Here is a 14478-nt window from a genome sequence, read left to right as displayed (position 1 = left end):
GATTGGATGGAGGTTCCACCCACCCCGTCGAAGGAGAGCCGCCCCATGGCGAACACCTGGCTGCCGCCCGCCGAGTACATCGCGACGCTGCCGAGGGCGACGGCGTACGCCTGCCTGTACTTCACCGACACCGACGGCAGGCCCTTCCAACTCCGTGCCACGTACGCCACCGAGCTCTGGCAGTGGCCCGGCGGCAACATGGACCCGGGCGAGACCCCTTGGCAGACGGCCGTCCGCGAGTGCCACGAGGAGACCGGGATCGTCTTCCAGGGCGAGCCGAGGCTTCTTGGCACCCACTTCGTCTCCCACCGGGGCGACGACTGGCCGGCCAACCACATCGGCTTCATCTTCGACGGCGGTGTCCTGACGGACGAGCAGCTCGCGGGCGTCGTCCTCGACCCCGAGGAGCACAGCGAGTTCCGCGTGCGGACCATGGCCGAGTGGGAGCGGGAGATGGCACCGAGGAACTTCGCCCGGCTCGCCGAGATCGACCTCGCCCGGCGCTCCGGCACGACGGTGTACGTGGAGACGGGTACCGACCTCTGAGCGGGGCCGGTGAGCAAGGCGCGAGCGGAGGCCGTCCCCGCGACGGCCTTCGCGCGGGGCGCACGCGCGCGTGGAGCGCGCGCTCCGGCGAATCCGTTCACCTGGCCCGCAGGCCGTAACCCCGGAGCGTCCCAACAGTTGACCAGGGCATGAAGAAGCGCAGCATGCTCGCCATCGCCTCCCTCGCCGCCGGTGTCGTCACGGCCCTCGTGACCCCGCCGCCCCACGCCTCCGCCGCCGACCACGGCACGGCCGGCCCCACGGGCCTCCTGCAGAACGACAACCCGGTCACCCCGCTCCTGGACGGGGCGGCTCCCCTGGTGAGCGAGGCGCTCCCCCAGACGCCGGACATCGGCGGGGTGGCGTGACCCTCCGAAGGGCAGCCCGTGCGCGCGCCGCGTGAGCGGGAATGACAGAAGTGCAGGCCGTACCGCTCAGCCCTGGATGACGCCGGACTCGGCGATGGTGCTCTTGGCGCTGGTGCGGCCGGAGGACGAGCCGAGGCCCTTGGCAGTACCCCTCCGCACGACCGCCCCCGCAGAGCACCACGTGGGGGCGGTCGGCCGTTTCTGGCGGCGGTCTCAGGAAGCCGTGTCAGGAGGGCGACTCCTCCCCGAAGCGCCGCTCGAACTTGGCGATCCGGCCCTCGGCGTCCACCGTCCGCGCCTTGCCCGTGTAGAACGGGTGGCTCTCGGAGGAGATCTCGACGTCGACCACGGGATAGGTGTTGCCGTCGTCCCACTCGATGGTCTGCTCGCTCGTCGCCGTCGACCGGGTCAGGAAGGCGAACCCGGCGGAGCGGTCACGGAAGACCACGGGGCCGTACTCCGGCTGCTTGTCCTGCTGCACACGTCCTCCTCGGGAAGCCTGATGGCCCCAGCCTGCTCGGCCCCGGACCCGCCGACCAGCGCCACGCGGCCGACCGGGTGAGGGCGGTCAGTCCGTCCAACGGGCGGCGAGCAGCAGGGCGATGTCGTCCGGCCGGTCGCTGGCCTGCCGGGCGTCCCGGATCAGCCGGTCCGCCGTCTCCGTCAGCGCGATCGACCCCGTCACGGAGAACGTACGGCGCAGCCATTCGGTCCCCTCGTCGATGTCGTGGCCCGGCCGCTCCACCAGACCGTCCGTGTACAGGGCGAGCACCGCCCCGGGTTCCAGCTGCAGTTCCGTGACCGGGTACGTGGCGTCGGCATCGATGCCAAGGACGAGACCGCCCGCCAGCTCCAGGATCTCCGCCGTCCCGTCCGGGTGCCGCAGGAGGGGCTGCGGATGCCCCGCGCGTACGGCTTCGGCCGCCCCGGTCGCCGGGTCGAGCACCACGTAGCAGCAGCTGGCGAACTGCCCGGGGTCGAGGTCGATCAGCAGCCGGTTGGTGCCCTTCAGCACCTCCTCCGGAGCGTGGCCGCCGAGGGCGAAGGCCCGTACCGCGCTGCGCAGTTGCCCCATTGTGGCCGCCGCGGCGACACCGTGCCCCTGCACATCGCCGCACACCAGGGCGAGGAGGCCTCCTTTGGTCTCCACGACGTCGTACCAGTCGCCGCCCACGTCCATGCCCTGCGTGCCCGGCAGGTAGCGCGCCACCGTGTCGACGTGGTCGCGGACCGGCAGCCGGGCGGGCAGAAGGGCGTCCTGGAGGCCGCGGGCGAGCGCCGCCTCACTGTCGTACCGGCGGGCCCGCTCCAGCGCCTGGGCGATCAGCCCGGCGAGCGCCGTCAGGACCGTGCGCTCCTCCGGAGAGAAGCCGCGCGGCCGGTCGAAGCCGAGGATGCACGAGCCGACCGGCCGGCCCGAGGCGATCAGCGGAAGGAACGCGCGTGCACCCGAGAGCGCGTCCAGGGGGAGCTCCGGATAGGCCCGGCTCATCTGGTCGATCGATTCGAAGAACAGCGGGCGGCCCGTCGTCAGCGCCTCGACACCCGGCATGTGGGCGTCGAGCCCCACCCCGTCGAACGGCTCCAGGAACCCGGGAGGGAACCCGGTCTCCCACGCCAAATACAGGTGCCGGTCGCTCAGCAGATAGATCGCCAGCTGCCGGCCGCCGAACGCGGGCAGCAACTCGTCGGTCACCACCGCCGACACCTGGCGGGCCGTGATCGCCTCGGTCAGCGCGATGGCCAGCGCCACGGGCCGGTAGAGCGCCGACGCCTTGTCCGCCGGGGAACCGAGCCCGACGTCGGGCCGGGAGACCGAGGGGGGCTCGTACGCGGGATCCCCCTCCGGTACGAGCACCAGGGTCACCCCGTCGTGGCCGGGGTAGAGCGAGACCGACAGCCACTCCTTATCGGCCGCGTGGACCAGGAAGTGCACCGGCTCGTCGGAGAGCAGCGCGGCCCGCAGATGCTCCTCGTGGGCGGGATGGGCGAACCAGGGCAGCACCTCCCACACGCTCCGGCCGGCGAGGGAGGCGCGCGGGACACCGAGGAGCGCCTCGGTCAGATGGTTCACATAGGTGACCCGGCCAAGGCGGTCGATCGCCAGGATCGCCCGGGGCAGCCGGTCGACGGCGTCGGAGCCGACCAGGCCCGTACCCAGGTCGACCAGGGAGCCGGCCAGCCGCCCCGCGGGCCCGCCCGGCGCGACGCGGGCCGAGACCTCCAGCAGATGCAGCCCGCCGTCGGGGCCCTTGAGCCGGATCCGGCGCGCGACCCGGGAACCGGACTCGGCCGCCCGGCGCGCCATCGTCCACAGCGCGTAGGCGTCCTCCGGGGCGAGGCGGGCCGTCAGCGCCTCGATCGTGCCGGGGACGGTGTCGTCGTCGCCGAGGATCGCCCGCAGTCCCTCGTCGGCGAGGACCTCGCCGGTGTTCAGGTCCCAGTCGAAGGTGCCGATCCGCACCGGCTTCGTGCCACCGGACGGGAGCTGGACGCACACCGGCTCATCGGGCCACTCCACGGTCGTACCGGCGTCCGCGAGGTCCTTCAGGGCCGCCGCGAGCCGCTGGGCCTCCCGCGCCATCCGGCTCCGGTCCCGGGCGTTCACGGGCACACCGGGGGTCGGCGTACGCAGCACCACGAGCACGCCGAACCGCTCCCGGCCGCTCACGATCGGCGCGTACAGGGAGGCGAAGGGGAACGGCAGACTGGCCACGAGCTGCGGAAACTTCCGCATGGCCTCCTCGACGTCCGCCAGGTGCACCGGCTGGCCCGAGCGATGGGCCTCCGCGACGGGGAACGGCCGGTTCACGTGCATGCGCCACCAGGGGCGGAACAGGGAGCCGGGCAGCCCGGCGAGCACGGTCATCCGCAGCAGCCCCGGGGTCCCGGAGCGCAGGTACACGCATCCCGCGTAGCCGCCGACCGCCTCGATCGTCCGTAGCGCGGCCTCGGCCACGACCAGCGGCAGCGCGTCGAGCAGCCTCCCGTCGGTGTCCACGCTCCCGGGCGCTTCCTCGTTCTCGGTCGACGGGTCCTGTCCGGCCACGCCGTGCGGGATCACACTGCCAGCATGCTCCCGGGCGAAGGGGCCCCGCATCTCGGACCGCCGAGGAGGCGTCCGAGGAGGCGTCCGCCGTCCGTCGGGCGACCCGGAGCGAATCCGGCCGGTCTGCGCGACCATGGTCGGGGAGGGAGAGGGCATGGACCCGTCCGTGATGACCGCGGTGCTCGCCGCCCTGGCCCTGGTGTGCCGTGCGGCGGTGCTCGAGATGCGTACGCCCGGCGCCGGGCGACGGGTCTGGGCCTTCGCCACCGACCGCCGCGCACTGGGCACAGGGCTCGCTGTGGCGTGCGTGCTCGGCGCCGTGGGCTGGGCGACCGTCGGCGGTGGCGCGGTGCTGGTGTGGGCAGGTCTGGCCGGCGTGCTGGTCGCCTCCCTCACGGCGGAGCGCGGGCGCGTGAATGAGGAGCGCCCACCCGGAGAGCCGAGGTAAGTTCGGGGCCCGCGAAGGATCGTGACGAGGAGCCATGCCCGTGACCGCCGACCCGCGCGTCTCGCCGCCCCACTTCGGTGACGAACGCGAGACCCTGCGCGCCTTTCTCGACTACCACCGCGCGACGCTCGCGAGGAAGTGCGAGGGGCTCGACGACGCCCAGCTGCGGGAGCGGTCGATGCCCCCGTCCTTGCTGACGCTGCTCGGCCTGGTCCGGCACATGGCGGAGGTCGAGCGGGCCTGGTTCCGCCGGGTCTTCCAGGACGGCGAGGCCCCGATGGTCTGGTCGGACAAGGTCGACTTCCAGGCCGCGTACGACGCGAGCCGCTCGACGCGCGCGGAGGCCTTCACAGCCTGGGAGGCGGAGGTGGAGAACTCCCGGCGGATCGAACGGGAGGCCGGCTCCCTCGACCTCGCCGGGTACCAGCCCCGGTGGGACAAGGAGGTCTCGCTGCGGATGGTCATGGTGCACGTGCTGCTCGAGTACGGGCGCCACAACGGTCACGCGGACTTCCTGCGCGAGGGCGTGGACGGCACCGTCGGCGCCTGAACGGACCTCCGTGACGGGGCGAGTGTCAGTGCCGGGTGCGATGCTGCGGAGTATGGACGAGCTGATGCGAGGCCGCGTGTACGGCGCCGACCATGACGACCCCTACCCCGGTCCCCTACCCGGCCACGATTACCGCGAGCTGGTGGCCGGCCCCCTGGACGGCCTCCTCCTCGACGTCACCGGCTGGACGCGTGGCCAGCTGGACGAGGGCGCCGCCCTCGCCACCGAGATAGGCGCGTACGGCCCCGGGGGCCACGCCCGCTACGGCCCCCGGGAGGGCGACGACCTCCACTGGGACTGGGAGGGCGACACGCGCTAGGCGCGGCGCCTCAGCGGTCCTTGGACTCGGCGAGCGTGTGAGCGACGAGGGCGTTGGCGTGGCCGTGACCGAGGCCGTGCTCGGTCTTCAGCCAGCCGACCAGCTCCATGTGCTTGGTGAGCGGCGAGGCGTGGATGAGCTCCTTCCACTCGGCGATGGGACGGCCGTACTTCTTCTCGATCGAGGGGAAGTAGCTGGCGGGGCCCTTGACGGTCTCGGTCATGGCGCGTGTTCCTTCCGGTGCGGTGTGCTCTCGTAAGGAAGACGGTGGGCAGCCCGAGGAATCATCGGCGAGGCGGAGTGATGTGGATCACTCGGCTTCGGTGGGGATCGGTCGGGGTCAGCGGCGTCAGCGGCGTACGCCCAGCAGGTGTTCCAGGGCGAGTTGGTCGAGGCGCTCGAAGGCCATCGACCGTTCGGCCGCCGCCGTGACGTCGAAGTCCTCGAAGGCGCCGGTGTCCGCGAGCAGGCCGGCGAGACCGTCGGGGGCCGTGGGCAGGGCGAGTTCGGGCAGACGGGACGCGGCCAGCGCCTCCTGGACCTCGGTGTCCGCGCGGAAACCGGCGGCGCGCTCCTTCAGGATCAGGTAGTTGCGCATGCAGTTCTTCGCGGACTCCCACACACCGTCGAAGCCGTCCGTGCGCACGGGCTTGAAGTCGAAGTGCCGAGGCCCCTGGTAGCCGGCCGTCTCCAACAGGTCCACCAGCCAGAACGCCTGGCGCAGATCCCCGGCCCCGAAGCGGAAGTCCTGGTCGTACTTGATGCCCGACTGGCCGTTGAGGTCGAGGTGGAAGAGCTTGCCCGCCCACAGCGCCTGGGCGATGCCGTGCGGGAAGTTGAGCCCGGCCATCTGCTCGTGGCCGGTCTCCGGGTTCACGCCCACCAGGTCGGGCCGCTCCAGACGCTCGATGAACGCGAGGGCGTGACCGATCGTCGGCAGCAGGATGTCGCCACGCGGCTCGTTCGGCTTCGGCTCGATCGCGAAACGCAGCGCGTAGCCCTGCTCGGTGACGTACTGGCAGAGAAGGTCGAAAGCCTCCTTCATCCGGTCGAGGGCCACCCGGACGTCCTTGGCCGCGCCCGACTCGGCGCCCTCGCGGCCGCCCCAGGCGACATAGGTGGACGCACCGAGCTCGACGGCGAGATCGATGTTGCGGAGCGTCTTGCGCAGGGCGTAGCGCCGCACGTCACGGTCGTTGGCCGTGAAGGCGCCGTCCTTGAAGACGGGGTGGGTGAAGAGGTTGGTCGTGGCCATCGGCACGGCCAGACCGGTGCGCTCCAGGGCGGCGCGGAAGCGCTTGACCACGGCCTCGCGCTCGCCCTCCGAGGCGCCGAAGGGGATGAGGTCGTCGTCGTGGAAGGTGACGCCATACGCCCCGAGGGAGGCGAGCCGCTCGACCGACTCGACGGGGTCGAGCGCGGGGCGGGTGGCCTCGCCGAACGGGTCGCGGCCCTGCCAGCCGACGGTCCACAGGCCGAAGGTGAACCGGTCGCCGGGGGTGGGGGAGAAGGGCTCGGGGGAGAAGGCTTCCGTCATGATCTGTCCCTCTTCTGCGCGTCCACGGGGAGGAGAGGGGCGCGGCGAGGTCTGGCCCCTCTATTTGTTTTCTGAGATAACTAATACGGCACGGGGCGATCCCGCGCCAGAGTGGTCACGCGGTTCGACGAAAGGTGACACCGATGGCGGCGACGCGCACCGCACCCCCGGTCGTGATCGGCGTGGACAGTTCCACGCAGTCCACCAAGGCGGCCGTCGTGGACGTGGCCACCGGCGCCGTACGCGCCGTCGGGCGGGCCGCGCACACGGTCACGGGCGAGGACGGAGCCCGCGAGAGCGACCCCGAGCAGTGGTGGTCCGCCCTCTGCGAGGCGGTCGCGGCGGCCCTCGCCACCGCGGACGTACCCCCGAGCGCCGTCACCGGCATCGCCGTGGCCGGCCAGCAGCACGGCCTCGTCGTCCTCGACCGCGCGGGCCGCCCGCTCCGCCCGGCCGTGCTCTGGAACGACACCCGGTCGGCGCCGCAGGCCGCCGAGCTGACCGCCGCGCTCGGCGGCCCGGACCGCTGGCTCGCCCGCACCGGCTCGGTGCCGGTCGCCTCCATGACCGCCACCACCTGGCAGTGGCTGCGCGCCCACGAGCCCTCCGTCGCCGACGCCACGGCGGCCGTCCGGCTGCCCCACGACTACCTGACCGAGCGCCTCTGCGGCGTCGCCGCGACCGACCCCGGAGACGCCTCCGGCACCTGCTGGTACGACACGGCGACCCACGCCTACGACCCGGAGATCCTGCGCCTCCTCGGCCTCGACCCGGCCCTGCTGCCCGCCGTCGCCGCGAGCGGGGCCACCCCCGTCGGCAGGCTCACCCCGGACGCGGCCCGCGCGCTCGGACTGCCGGCCGGTGTCGCGGTCGCCGCCGGAACGGGGGACAACATGGCCGCCGCCGTCGGCCTCGGTCTCGGCGGCGCGGGGCTCCTCGACCACCCGGTCGTCAGCCTCGGCACCTCGGGCACCGTCTTCGCCGCCACCCGTACCCGCCCCGCCTCCACGGGACTCGCCGGGTTCGCCGCCGCCGACGGCAGGTACCTCCCGCTCGGTTGCACCCTCAACTGCTCGCAGGCCGTGGACCACTTCGCCGGCCTGCTCGGCCTCGACCGCGAGGACACCGCACCGGGTGACGGCGTGGTCGTCCTGCCCTACCTCGACGGCGAACGCACCCCCGACCTGCCGCACGCCACCGGCCTCGTCACCGGCCTGCGCCACACCACCACCCCGCGCGCCATCCTCGGCGCGGCCTACGAGGGCGCCGCGTTCACCGTGCTGCGCGCCCTCGACGACCTCCTGGTCGCCTGCGGTCTCGACCCCTCCGACCCGGCCGTACGGGACCGCCCGCTGCGCCTGATCGGCGGCGGCGCCCAGGGCCACGCCTGGCGGGAGACGATCCGGCGCCTCTCCGGGCGGCCCCTGGTGATCCCCGCCGCGACCGAACTCGTCGCCCTCGGCGCGGCCGCCCTTGCCGCCTCCGCCGCGGCCGGCGAGGACCCGGTGCGTCTCGCCACGACGTGGGGCACGGGCGACGGCGAGACCCTCCCGCCGGTGGCTCGCGACGAGGAGGCCTGGAACCGGATCGACTCGGTCCTGACCCGCGCGACTCCGAGCCTCCTGAGCTGACGCGTCGGCGCCCTCAGGAAGGGGTGGGCAAAGTCCTCAAGAAGGGGTGGGTGACGGGACCACCGCGACCGGGCAGTGGGCGTGGTGCAGCACGGCGTGGGCGACCGAGCCCATGAGGAGCGTCGCGACCCGGTGCCTCCGGTGGCGGCCCACCACCACCAGGTCCGCGCTGCGGGAACCCTCCACGAGGCGTCCCGCCGCGTCCGCCGGTACGACGGTGGGGGAGACCTGGACGTCCCCGTACCGCTCGGTGAAGGGTCGCAGCCGTTCCTCCTGGAGGCGCGCGGTCTCCCGGACGAGCTCGGGAGTGTCGTCGTCCAGGGGCATCGAGGGCGGCACCTGCAGGGCCGGCGCGGGCGGTGCGACCATCAGGACCGACGAAGGCGGCAGCCGGTAGGCCGTCACCACCTCCAGGACGGTGCCCCGTTGCTGTGCCGCGTGGAACGCGAAGTCGAGGACCTCGTCCGCGGTCTCCTCCGGGTGGAGCCCCACGAGGACCCGCCCCGCCTCCGCCTCGCTCTCCGGCGGCACGGTCCGCTCCTCGTGCGGCACCACGACGACCGGGCACGGCACGGACGCGGCCAGGGACCGGCTGACGGAGCCGAGCAGCAGGCTCGCGAAGCCGCCGCGCCCACGCGAGCCGACCACCAGCAGGCGTGCCGACCGGGCCTCGTGGAGGAGGGCGTCGGGGACCGTGCCGTCGAGCGACTCGTACCGCACCGGCACGCGCGCGTCCTGCCCCTCGATCCAGGCGCCGACCCCGTTGAGGACGGTGTCGGGAATGTTGGGGTTCGGACCGAGGGAGGCGATCCGGGCTTCCCCGAGCTGGAGCGCCTCGGAACGCACATGGGCGACGACCAGGGGCGCGTCGAGCCGCTGCGCGACACCCAGGGCCCAGGTCAGAGCGAGCTGGCTGTGCTCCGACCCGTCCACACCGACGACAACCGGCTTTTCATCCATAGAGGAATGATCACCCCGATACCGGATCTCCGCGCCCGGACGTGACCGGACGTTGCCGGACGTGGCAGGGTGCCCCGGGTGCACCCGGGGCGGGTCGGCTACCGCAGGCCCGAGACCTTGAAGACGGTCTCAGCGGTCTCCCGGTCGATGCGGCGGGCGAGTTGGTCAAGGGCGGTCGCGCCGCAGAGCAGCGTGCCCTGGGCCGAGGAGATCCGGGCGTCCGCCGCCACACGGTGCCAGAGGGCGGGGTTGGCGATGAGGACGCGGGGGTCGATCTCGGCCCTGTTGTCCTCGGTGTCGCGCAGGACCAGGCGCTGGGAGACGCCGTTCGACCAGCGGACGGACCGCAGTCGGTCGGTGTGGACGGTGTGCCGGGTCCACAGGCCGCGGACCGTGAGCCGGCCGGGGGTTGCGGACACCCGCGAGGGCACGAGGATCACGAACAGCAGGGCCGCGAGCCCGATCCAGAGCACCACGCGAGCCGTGCTCAGGGAGCCTGTGCCGGCGTCGATCGTCAGGGACAGGGCGAGCAGCAGCGCCGCGCATCCGGCGGCGGCGCGGGTCTCGCCGGCCCACTCGTCGTCGTGTACCTCGTGAGCCTCGTGCACAGCGTGCGTCGGCTGGGCGCCGCGCGCCGCGGGCGTGGTGTGCGCCGCGTACGCGCCGTGCGCGACCGGGGTATGTCCGTCGGCGGGCGACGAGGGTTCAGGAGGTTCCATAAAGGGACGGTAGGCCCGGCGCCCCACCCCGACAGAGCTCTTTGACGACCCGTATACGTGCTCCTGACGAGCCCCTTGCTCCCTCCTTCGGACGGCGCCTTGCTCATTTCAGCGGACGGCGCCTGCTCCCTCCCGCGGACGGCGCCCCATACTGGGCGCGGCGGGACCGAGAGGCGGCAGAGGTGAGTCGACAGAACGACCTGTACGACATCGTGGTGGTCGGGGGAAGCGGGGTGGACACGGTCATCCGTGTCGACGCCCTGCCCGTCCCCCTCGCGGACTCGGTCCACGTCGGACCGATCGAGGAGTGGCCGGGGCACACCGGCGGCAACGTGGCCCTGGGCACACGGGCCCTCGGCCTGCGCGTCGCCCTGCTCGACTGCGTGGGCGACGACGGGATCGGCGCGCTCGTACGGCGGCGGATGGCCGAGGGGGACGTCGAGTTCCACCCGGTGATCTCACCCGCCGGGACCCGGCGCGCGGTGAACCTCGTCGACGCGACCGGACGCCGGATGTCCTTCTACGACAGCCGGGACCCGGCGGACCTGCGGATGCCGAGGGAGCACTACCTGCCCCGGCTGCGCCACGCGCGCCACGTCCACGTCTCGATCATGAACTTCGCGCGCTTCCTTTACGACGACCTCGAGGAACTCGGCGTGCCCGTCTCGACCGACCTGCACGACTGGGACGGCCTCGCGGACCACCACCGGGAGTTCGCCCTCCGCTCCGACCTCGTCTTCCTCAGCGCGGCGGGCGCGGGCGACGGTACGACGGCGCTGATGCGGGAGATCCTGCGCGAGGGCCGAGCCCGGACCGTGGTCGCGACGGCGGGCGCGGACGGCTCGTACGTCCTCACCCGGGATGGCGGCCCGACGCCGCACCATGTCCCGGCCGTCGCCCCGCACGCCCCGGTCGTGGACACCAACGGCGCCGGCGACGCGTACGTCAGCGGCTTCCTCTACGGCCGGCTCGCCGGTGAGCCCGTCCTGACCTGCGCCCACCTTGGAGCGATCTCCGGAGCCCACGCCTGCACGGCCCCCGGCTCCACGGCACTCATCACCCCCGAGGCGCTCCTGGCGACCGCGGCAGGAGGCTGACCAGGGGCGTACCGCCCGTTCCGGCCGACGTCCCGGCCGTCTCACGTCCTTCCTCCCGTGTCCTCCCGTCTCCTCCCGTGTCCTCCGGTGTCCGAGTGGCGGGGACGGCGGGCAGCCGGTGCGATAGGGGGCATGAAGGAGCGCGTCGCCCGTTGGTGGGCCGAGTTGCCGCCTGCCGCGGGCGCCGCCGTGATGGCCACCGGCATCCTCTCGGTCGGGTTCCACCTGACCGGTCGTGAGACGGTCTCCCGCGTGCTGCTCTGCCTCGCGGCCGTGGTGTGGGTCCTGCTTGCGGGCGATTTCGCCAACCGCCTGCTGCGCAGCAGGCGCCGATGGGTCGCCGAGGCCGACACCCCGCCCGCCCTGACCGCCGTCGCCGCCACGACGGTGCTCGGGGTGCGCGTGGCGCTCCTCGGCTGGACGACGACGGCCGCCGCCCTCCTGGCGCTGTCCGCCGTGCTGTGGGCACCGCTGCTCACGGCGGTGCTGAGGCACGTGGGGCGCCGGATGCCCGGCGGCGTCTTCCTGATCTGCGTCGCCACGCAGGGACTCGCGGTCCTCGCAGCCACCCTGGCTGTTCCGGCGGCGGAGGAGTGGCTCGCCCGGACGGCCCCGGTCTTCTTCGTCCTCGGGCTGCTGCTCTACGCGGCCGCCCTGTTCCGCTTCGACTTCCGCCAGGTCACCGAGGGCGCCGGCGACCAGTGGGTGGCGGGTGGCGCCCTCGCCATCTCCGCGCTCGCCGGTTCCAAGCTGCTCGCCACCGGCGTATGGGCGGGCACGGGAGCCCACACCGTCCTGCGGACGGTCACCCTGGTCCTGCTGGCAGCCGATCTCGCCTGGTACGTCATCCTGTTCGGCTCCGAGATGCTGGCGCACCGCCCGGGCTACGACGTACGACGCTGGGCGACCGTGTTCCCGATGGGGATGACGGCGGTCGCCTGCCTGTCGACCTCGGCGGCGACCGACATCGGCTGGCTCGACGGCCTCGGGCAGGCCCTCCTGTGGATCGCTACGGTGGCCTGGCTCGTCACCCTGGCCCTGATGGTCCGGGCGATGGCCGGGCGGGCGGTCGCCCCGTCAGGCGAGTACAGGCCTTGAGAGCCGGGGCCGGTGTCGGGGACACGCGATCCGTTCGTCTCCCCGAGAAGCGACTTTCGATGACTGCGGCGGGTGCTCCCGGCGGGCGAACATCGTCGAGAAGGAATCGACGAGCGTGGAGCACACCATGGGTCTCGAGCAGGCGCAGCAGCAGTTTCACATCAGCCAGAAGATCACGCCCATGGCCAACCGCTACGTGGTCCACACGGCCGGACCGGACGGCGCCGAGGGCGAGATGGTCGCGTTCGCGCACCAGAAGCGCATGGCCCTGAAGGAACGGATCACGTTCTACACGGACGAGTCCCAGAAGCAGGTCCTCTTCACCTTCCAGGCCCGGCAGGTCGTGGACCTCGGCGCGACCTACGACGTCCGAGCGGCCTCGGGCAGCCAGGTCGGCACGTTCCGCAAGAACTTCGCCGCCTCCCTGCTGCGCAGCACCTGGCACATGAGCGAGGAGGGGGCGGCGGCCGAGACGACGGGTGTCGAGCGGAACATGACCGTGGCCGTCCTGCGCCGGGTCTGGGACATCATCCCCTTCGTCGACATCCTGCCGTTCGCCTGGCCGTACCACTTCGACTTCGCCCGGTCGGACCGCCCCGTCATGTCGGTGCGCAAGCGCCTCGGCCTGCGGGACAGGTACGTCCTGACGATCCACGACGAGCACCTCGACCGCCGCCTGGCGATAGCCCAGGCCGTCGCCCTGGACGCGCTGCAGTCCAGGTGACGGCCTGTCCGCCACACCCCGACGGGGGCGGTGGCAGGGTGCTGCCGGCGGGGGGCTACCGGAGGGTCGCCTGGTGGAGTGCGTCCGGGCCGATCGGCAGGGCGGTCAGCGACTGCGTCCCCTCCGCGCGCTGGGGCGTCACGCCGCGCGGGGGAGCGGTGGTGCCGCCGAGGGCCCCATCCACGTGGGCGTACAGCGCGTCGGTGACGGGGTCCGGCAGCGGACGTCCCTCGGAGTCGAAGCGCTGGTACTTCATCAGGTTGTAGCCGATGGCGACCTGACGACGGCCGTCCTCGGACGACAGGGCCCAGGTGCCGGCGCCGAAGACGCCACCGTCATGGCCCCAGTACCAGCCGCCGTTCGGCATCTTGAGGGTGTAGATGCCGAGGCCGTAGCCCATCAGCACCTCCTCACCCGGCTGGGTCTCGTAGGCGGGGACGGTGGTCTTCATCTCGCGCAGCTGTGCCTTGCCGAGCAACCGGCCGCCGAGGAGCTGGCGGTAGAAGTCGTTGAGGTCGCTCGTCGTCGAGACCAGGGCGCCGGCCGTTCCCGCCCACGACATGTCGTAGGTGCTGTAGTCGCGCGCCGGGTCGATCAGGCCGAAGAAGGACTCGTACATCCGCGCGTGCGGGCCCTTGATCGCGGGCGAGCTGGGGAAGTAGGTGTGCCGCAGACCGGCCTTGCGGATGACGTTGCGGGTGATGTACGCCTCGGCCTTCTGGCCGGTCACCCGCTCCAGGATCAGCCCGGCCAGGATGTAGTTGGTGTTGGAGTACGAGTGGGTGCCGCGCTGCGCGACGGGCGGGGCGGCGAGACCGAGGCGGGCGAGCTCCGTGGGGGCGATCTTGCGGAGCCGGTTGTCGTCGAGGGTCTTGCCGGGGTTCTCCAGGATGCCGGGGAAGGCGGGCAGGACGTAGTCGGCGATGCCACTGGTGTGGTTGAGCAGCATCCGGACGGTCACCTGCCGCCCCCGCTCGTCGGAGACGATGTCGGGGATGTAGCGGCCGATGGGAGCGTCCAGGTCGATGCGTCCGGCGCCGGCCTGCTGGAGGACGGCGACCGCCGTGAAGGTCTTGGTGATGCTGCCGACCCGGTGCTCGAGGTCCGGCCGCGTGGGGCGGTGGCTGTCGATGTCGGCGAACCCGGTGGCCCCACGCCACTGCGCCGAGCCGTCGCGGACGGCCGAATAGGCGCCGTACATGCCCGCCTTGTGGAAGGCGTCGAGCGAGCCGCGCAGCGCGGGCCGGTCGAGCCGGTGGCCGGCGGCGGAAGCCGAGGCGGCGGAGACGGCGGCGGTGGGGGAGCCGGGCGCGGCGGTGACGGCGGCCTGCGCCGGTAACGCCGTGGCGGAGAGCGCGACCAGCGTGGCGGCGGCGACGACGGAAAGGGGGGCCCTGCGGGACGAATTCATCAAGAGATCCTGTTTCGCTCG

General features: G+C 72.9%; 16 protein-coding genes. 9 read left to right on the top strand and 7 right to left on the bottom strand.

What is annotated here, in order from left to right; translation table 11 throughout:
* The first annotated feature begins 45 nt into the window (after positions 1 to 45).
* Both ACWCO8_RS18780 and ACWCO8_RS18775 read left to right on the top strand, forming a co-directional pair.
* The gene (locus ACWCO8_RS18780) at positions 46 to 546 is read left to right on the top strand and encodes an NUDIX domain-containing protein (protein ID WP_451033146.1); all 501 of its coding nucleotides are present in this window, start codon (positions 46 to 48) and stop codon (positions 544 to 546) included.
* Between the two features lie 149 nt (positions 547 to 695).
* Positions 696 to 914 carry a hypothetical protein gene (locus ACWCO8_RS18775; protein ID WP_362008856.1) on the top strand — a complete coding sequence of 73 codons (219 nt, stop codon included), beginning with the start codon at positions 696 to 698 and terminating at the stop codon, positions 912 to 914.
* Positions 915 to 1140: 226 nt separating this feature from the next.
* Here the strand turns inward: ACWCO8_RS18775 and ACWCO8_RS18770 are convergent, their stop codons facing one another.
* Positions 1141 to 1395 (bottom strand): type B 50S ribosomal protein L31, encoded by a 255-nt coding sequence (locus ACWCO8_RS18770; protein WP_362008853.1) that lies wholly within the window; start codon positions 1393 to 1395, stop codon positions 1141 to 1143.
* An 87-nt stretch (positions 1396 to 1482) separates the two neighbouring features.
* Positions 1483 to 4014 carry a SpoIIE family protein phosphatase gene (locus ACWCO8_RS18765; protein ID WP_451033332.1) on the bottom strand — a complete coding sequence of 844 codons (2532 nt, stop codon included), beginning with the start codon at positions 4012 to 4014 and terminating at the stop codon, positions 1483 to 1485.
* 103 nt (positions 4015 to 4117) lie between these two features.
* Between ACWCO8_RS18765 and ACWCO8_RS18760 the strand changes: the two genes are divergently transcribed.
* From ACWCO8_RS18760 to ACWCO8_RS18750, 3 genes are read left to right on the top strand one after another with little or no spacing between them, the layout of a single operon-like run.
* The gene (locus ACWCO8_RS18760) at positions 4118 to 4411 is read left to right on the top strand and encodes a hypothetical protein (RefSeq protein WP_451033145.1); all 294 of its coding nucleotides are present in this window, start codon (positions 4118 to 4120) and stop codon (positions 4409 to 4411) included.
* A gap of 40 nt (positions 4412 to 4451) precedes the next feature.
* Positions 4452 to 4961, top strand: a complete 510-nt coding sequence (locus ACWCO8_RS18755) for a DinB family protein (RefSeq protein WP_451033144.1) — start codon at positions 4452 to 4454, stop codon at positions 4959 to 4961.
* A gap of 52 nt (positions 4962 to 5013) precedes the next feature.
* On the top strand, positions 5014 to 5280 hold the full coding sequence (locus ACWCO8_RS18750) for a hypothetical protein (RefSeq protein ID WP_362008845.1): 267 nt from the start codon (positions 5014 to 5016) through the stop codon (positions 5278 to 5280).
* Positions 5281 to 5290: 10 nt separating this feature from the next.
* Here the strand turns inward: ACWCO8_RS18750 and ACWCO8_RS18745 are convergent, their stop codons facing one another.
* Together ACWCO8_RS18745 and xylA are read right to left on the bottom strand one after the other, a co-directional pair.
* The gene (locus ACWCO8_RS18745) at positions 5291 to 5503 is read right to left on the bottom strand and encodes a DUF4287 domain-containing protein (RefSeq protein WP_451033143.1); all 213 of its coding nucleotides are present in this window, start codon (positions 5501 to 5503) and stop codon (positions 5291 to 5293) included.
* A gap of 126 nt (positions 5504 to 5629) precedes the next feature.
* Entirely contained in the window at positions 5630 to 6817 is a 1188-nt protein-coding gene (gene xylA, locus ACWCO8_RS18740) for a xylose isomerase (protein WP_451033142.1), read from the bottom strand.
* A 143-nt stretch (positions 6818 to 6960) separates the two neighbouring features.
* On the opposite strand from xylA, the gene xylB reads away from it, so the two are divergent.
* A complete protein-coding gene (xylB, locus tag ACWCO8_RS18735) occupies positions 6961 to 8448 on the top strand; it encodes a xylulokinase (RefSeq protein ID WP_451033141.1) in 1488 nt (495 codons plus the stop codon).
* A 36-nt stretch (positions 8449 to 8484) separates the two neighbouring features.
* Here xylB and ACWCO8_RS18730 read toward each other — a convergent pair whose 3' ends face one another.
* Together ACWCO8_RS18730 and ACWCO8_RS18725 are read right to left on the bottom strand one after the other, a co-directional pair.
* Complete coding sequence (locus ACWCO8_RS18730) at positions 8485 to 9408, bottom strand: universal stress protein (RefSeq protein ID WP_451033140.1); 924 nt, start codon at positions 9406 to 9408, stop codon at positions 8485 to 8487.
* A gap of 98 nt (positions 9409 to 9506) precedes the next feature.
* Positions 9507 to 10127, bottom strand: coding sequence for a hypothetical protein (locus tag ACWCO8_RS18725; protein ID WP_451033139.1), 621 nt, complete (start codon positions 10125 to 10127; stop codon positions 9507 to 9509).
* A 182-nt stretch (positions 10128 to 10309) separates the two neighbouring features.
* Here ACWCO8_RS18725 and ACWCO8_RS18720 point away from each other — a divergent pair, with 182 nt between their 5' ends.
* The 3 genes from ACWCO8_RS18720 to ACWCO8_RS18710 all read left to right on the top strand — a co-directional run bounded on the left by ACWCO8_RS18720 (position 10310) and on the right by ACWCO8_RS18710 (position 13046).
* The gene (locus ACWCO8_RS18720; protein ID WP_451033138.1) at positions 10310 to 11224 is read left to right on the top strand and encodes a carbohydrate kinase family protein; all 915 of its coding nucleotides are present in this window, start codon (positions 10310 to 10312) and stop codon (positions 11222 to 11224) included.
* 132 nt (positions 11225 to 11356) lie between these two features.
* Complete coding sequence (locus ACWCO8_RS18715) at positions 11357 to 12322, top strand: tellurite resistance/C4-dicarboxylate transporter family protein (protein WP_451033137.1); 966 nt, start codon at positions 11357 to 11359, stop codon at positions 12320 to 12322.
* A 127-nt stretch (positions 12323 to 12449) separates the two neighbouring features.
* Positions 12450 to 13046, top strand: a complete 597-nt coding sequence (locus ACWCO8_RS18710) for a hypothetical protein (RefSeq protein WP_451033136.1) — start codon at positions 12450 to 12452, stop codon at positions 13044 to 13046.
* 55 nt (positions 13047 to 13101) lie between these two features.
* Here ACWCO8_RS18710 and ACWCO8_RS18705 read toward each other — a convergent pair whose 3' ends face one another.
* Complete coding sequence (locus ACWCO8_RS18705) at positions 13102 to 14457, bottom strand: serine hydrolase domain-containing protein (protein WP_451033135.1); 1356 nt, start codon at positions 14455 to 14457, stop codon at positions 13102 to 13104.
* Positions 14458 to 14478 lie beyond the last annotated feature (21 nt).

This window comes from Streptomyces sp. NPDC001927 (assembly GCF_053594455.1).
The sequence above is the reverse complement of the archived record's forward strand: the minus strand, read 5'-3'. Positions and strand labels throughout refer to the sequence as shown.

Excerpts from the sequence above, each read along its gene's own strand:
- ACWCO8_RS18725 (WP_451033139.1), bottom strand. The coding sequence starts at position 10,127 with ATGGAACCTCCTGAACCCTCGTCGCCCGCCGACGGACATACCCCGGTC.
- ACWCO8_RS18780 (WP_451033146.1), top strand. The coding sequence starts at position 46 with ATGGCGAACACCTGGCTGCCGCCCGCCGAGTACATCGCGACGCTGCCG.
- ACWCO8_RS18775 (WP_362008856.1), top strand. The coding sequence starts at position 696 with ATGAAGAAGCGCAGCATGCTCGCCATCGCCTCCCTCGCCGCCGGTGTC.
- ACWCO8_RS18715 (WP_451033137.1), top strand. The coding sequence starts at position 11,357 with ATGAAGGAGCGCGTCGCCCGTTGGTGGGCCGAGTTGCCGCCTGCCGCG.
- ACWCO8_RS18750 (WP_362008845.1), top strand. The coding sequence starts at position 5,014 with ATGGACGAGCTGATGCGAGGCCGCGTGTACGGCGCCGACCATGACGAC.
- xylA (WP_451033142.1), bottom strand. The coding sequence starts at position 6,817 with ATGACGGAAGCCTTCTCCCCCGAGCCCTTCTCCCCCACCCCCGGCGAC.
- ACWCO8_RS18730 (WP_451033140.1), bottom strand. The coding sequence starts at position 9,408 with ATGGATGAAAAGCCGGTTGTCGTCGGTGTGGACGGGTCGGAGCACAGC.
- ACWCO8_RS18710 (WP_451033136.1), top strand. The coding sequence starts at position 12,450 with ATGGGTCTCGAGCAGGCGCAGCAGCAGTTTCACATCAGCCAGAAGATC.
- xylB (WP_451033141.1), top strand. The coding sequence starts at position 6,961 with ATGGCGGCGACGCGCACCGCACCCCCGGTCGTGATCGGCGTGGACAGT.
- ACWCO8_RS18760 (WP_451033145.1), top strand. The coding sequence starts at position 4,118 with ATGGACCCGTCCGTGATGACCGCGGTGCTCGCCGCCCTGGCCCTGGTG.
- ACWCO8_RS18705 (WP_451033135.1), bottom strand. The coding sequence starts at position 14,457 with ATGAATTCGTCCCGCAGGGCCCCCCTTTCCGTCGTCGCCGCCGCCACG.
- ACWCO8_RS18745 (WP_451033143.1), bottom strand. The coding sequence starts at position 5,503 with ATGACCGAGACCGTCAAGGGCCCCGCCAGCTACTTCCCCTCGATCGAG.
- ACWCO8_RS18765 (WP_451033332.1), bottom strand. The coding sequence starts at position 4,014 with ATGCGGGGCCCCTTCGCCCGGGAGCATGCTGGCAGTGTGATCCCGCAC.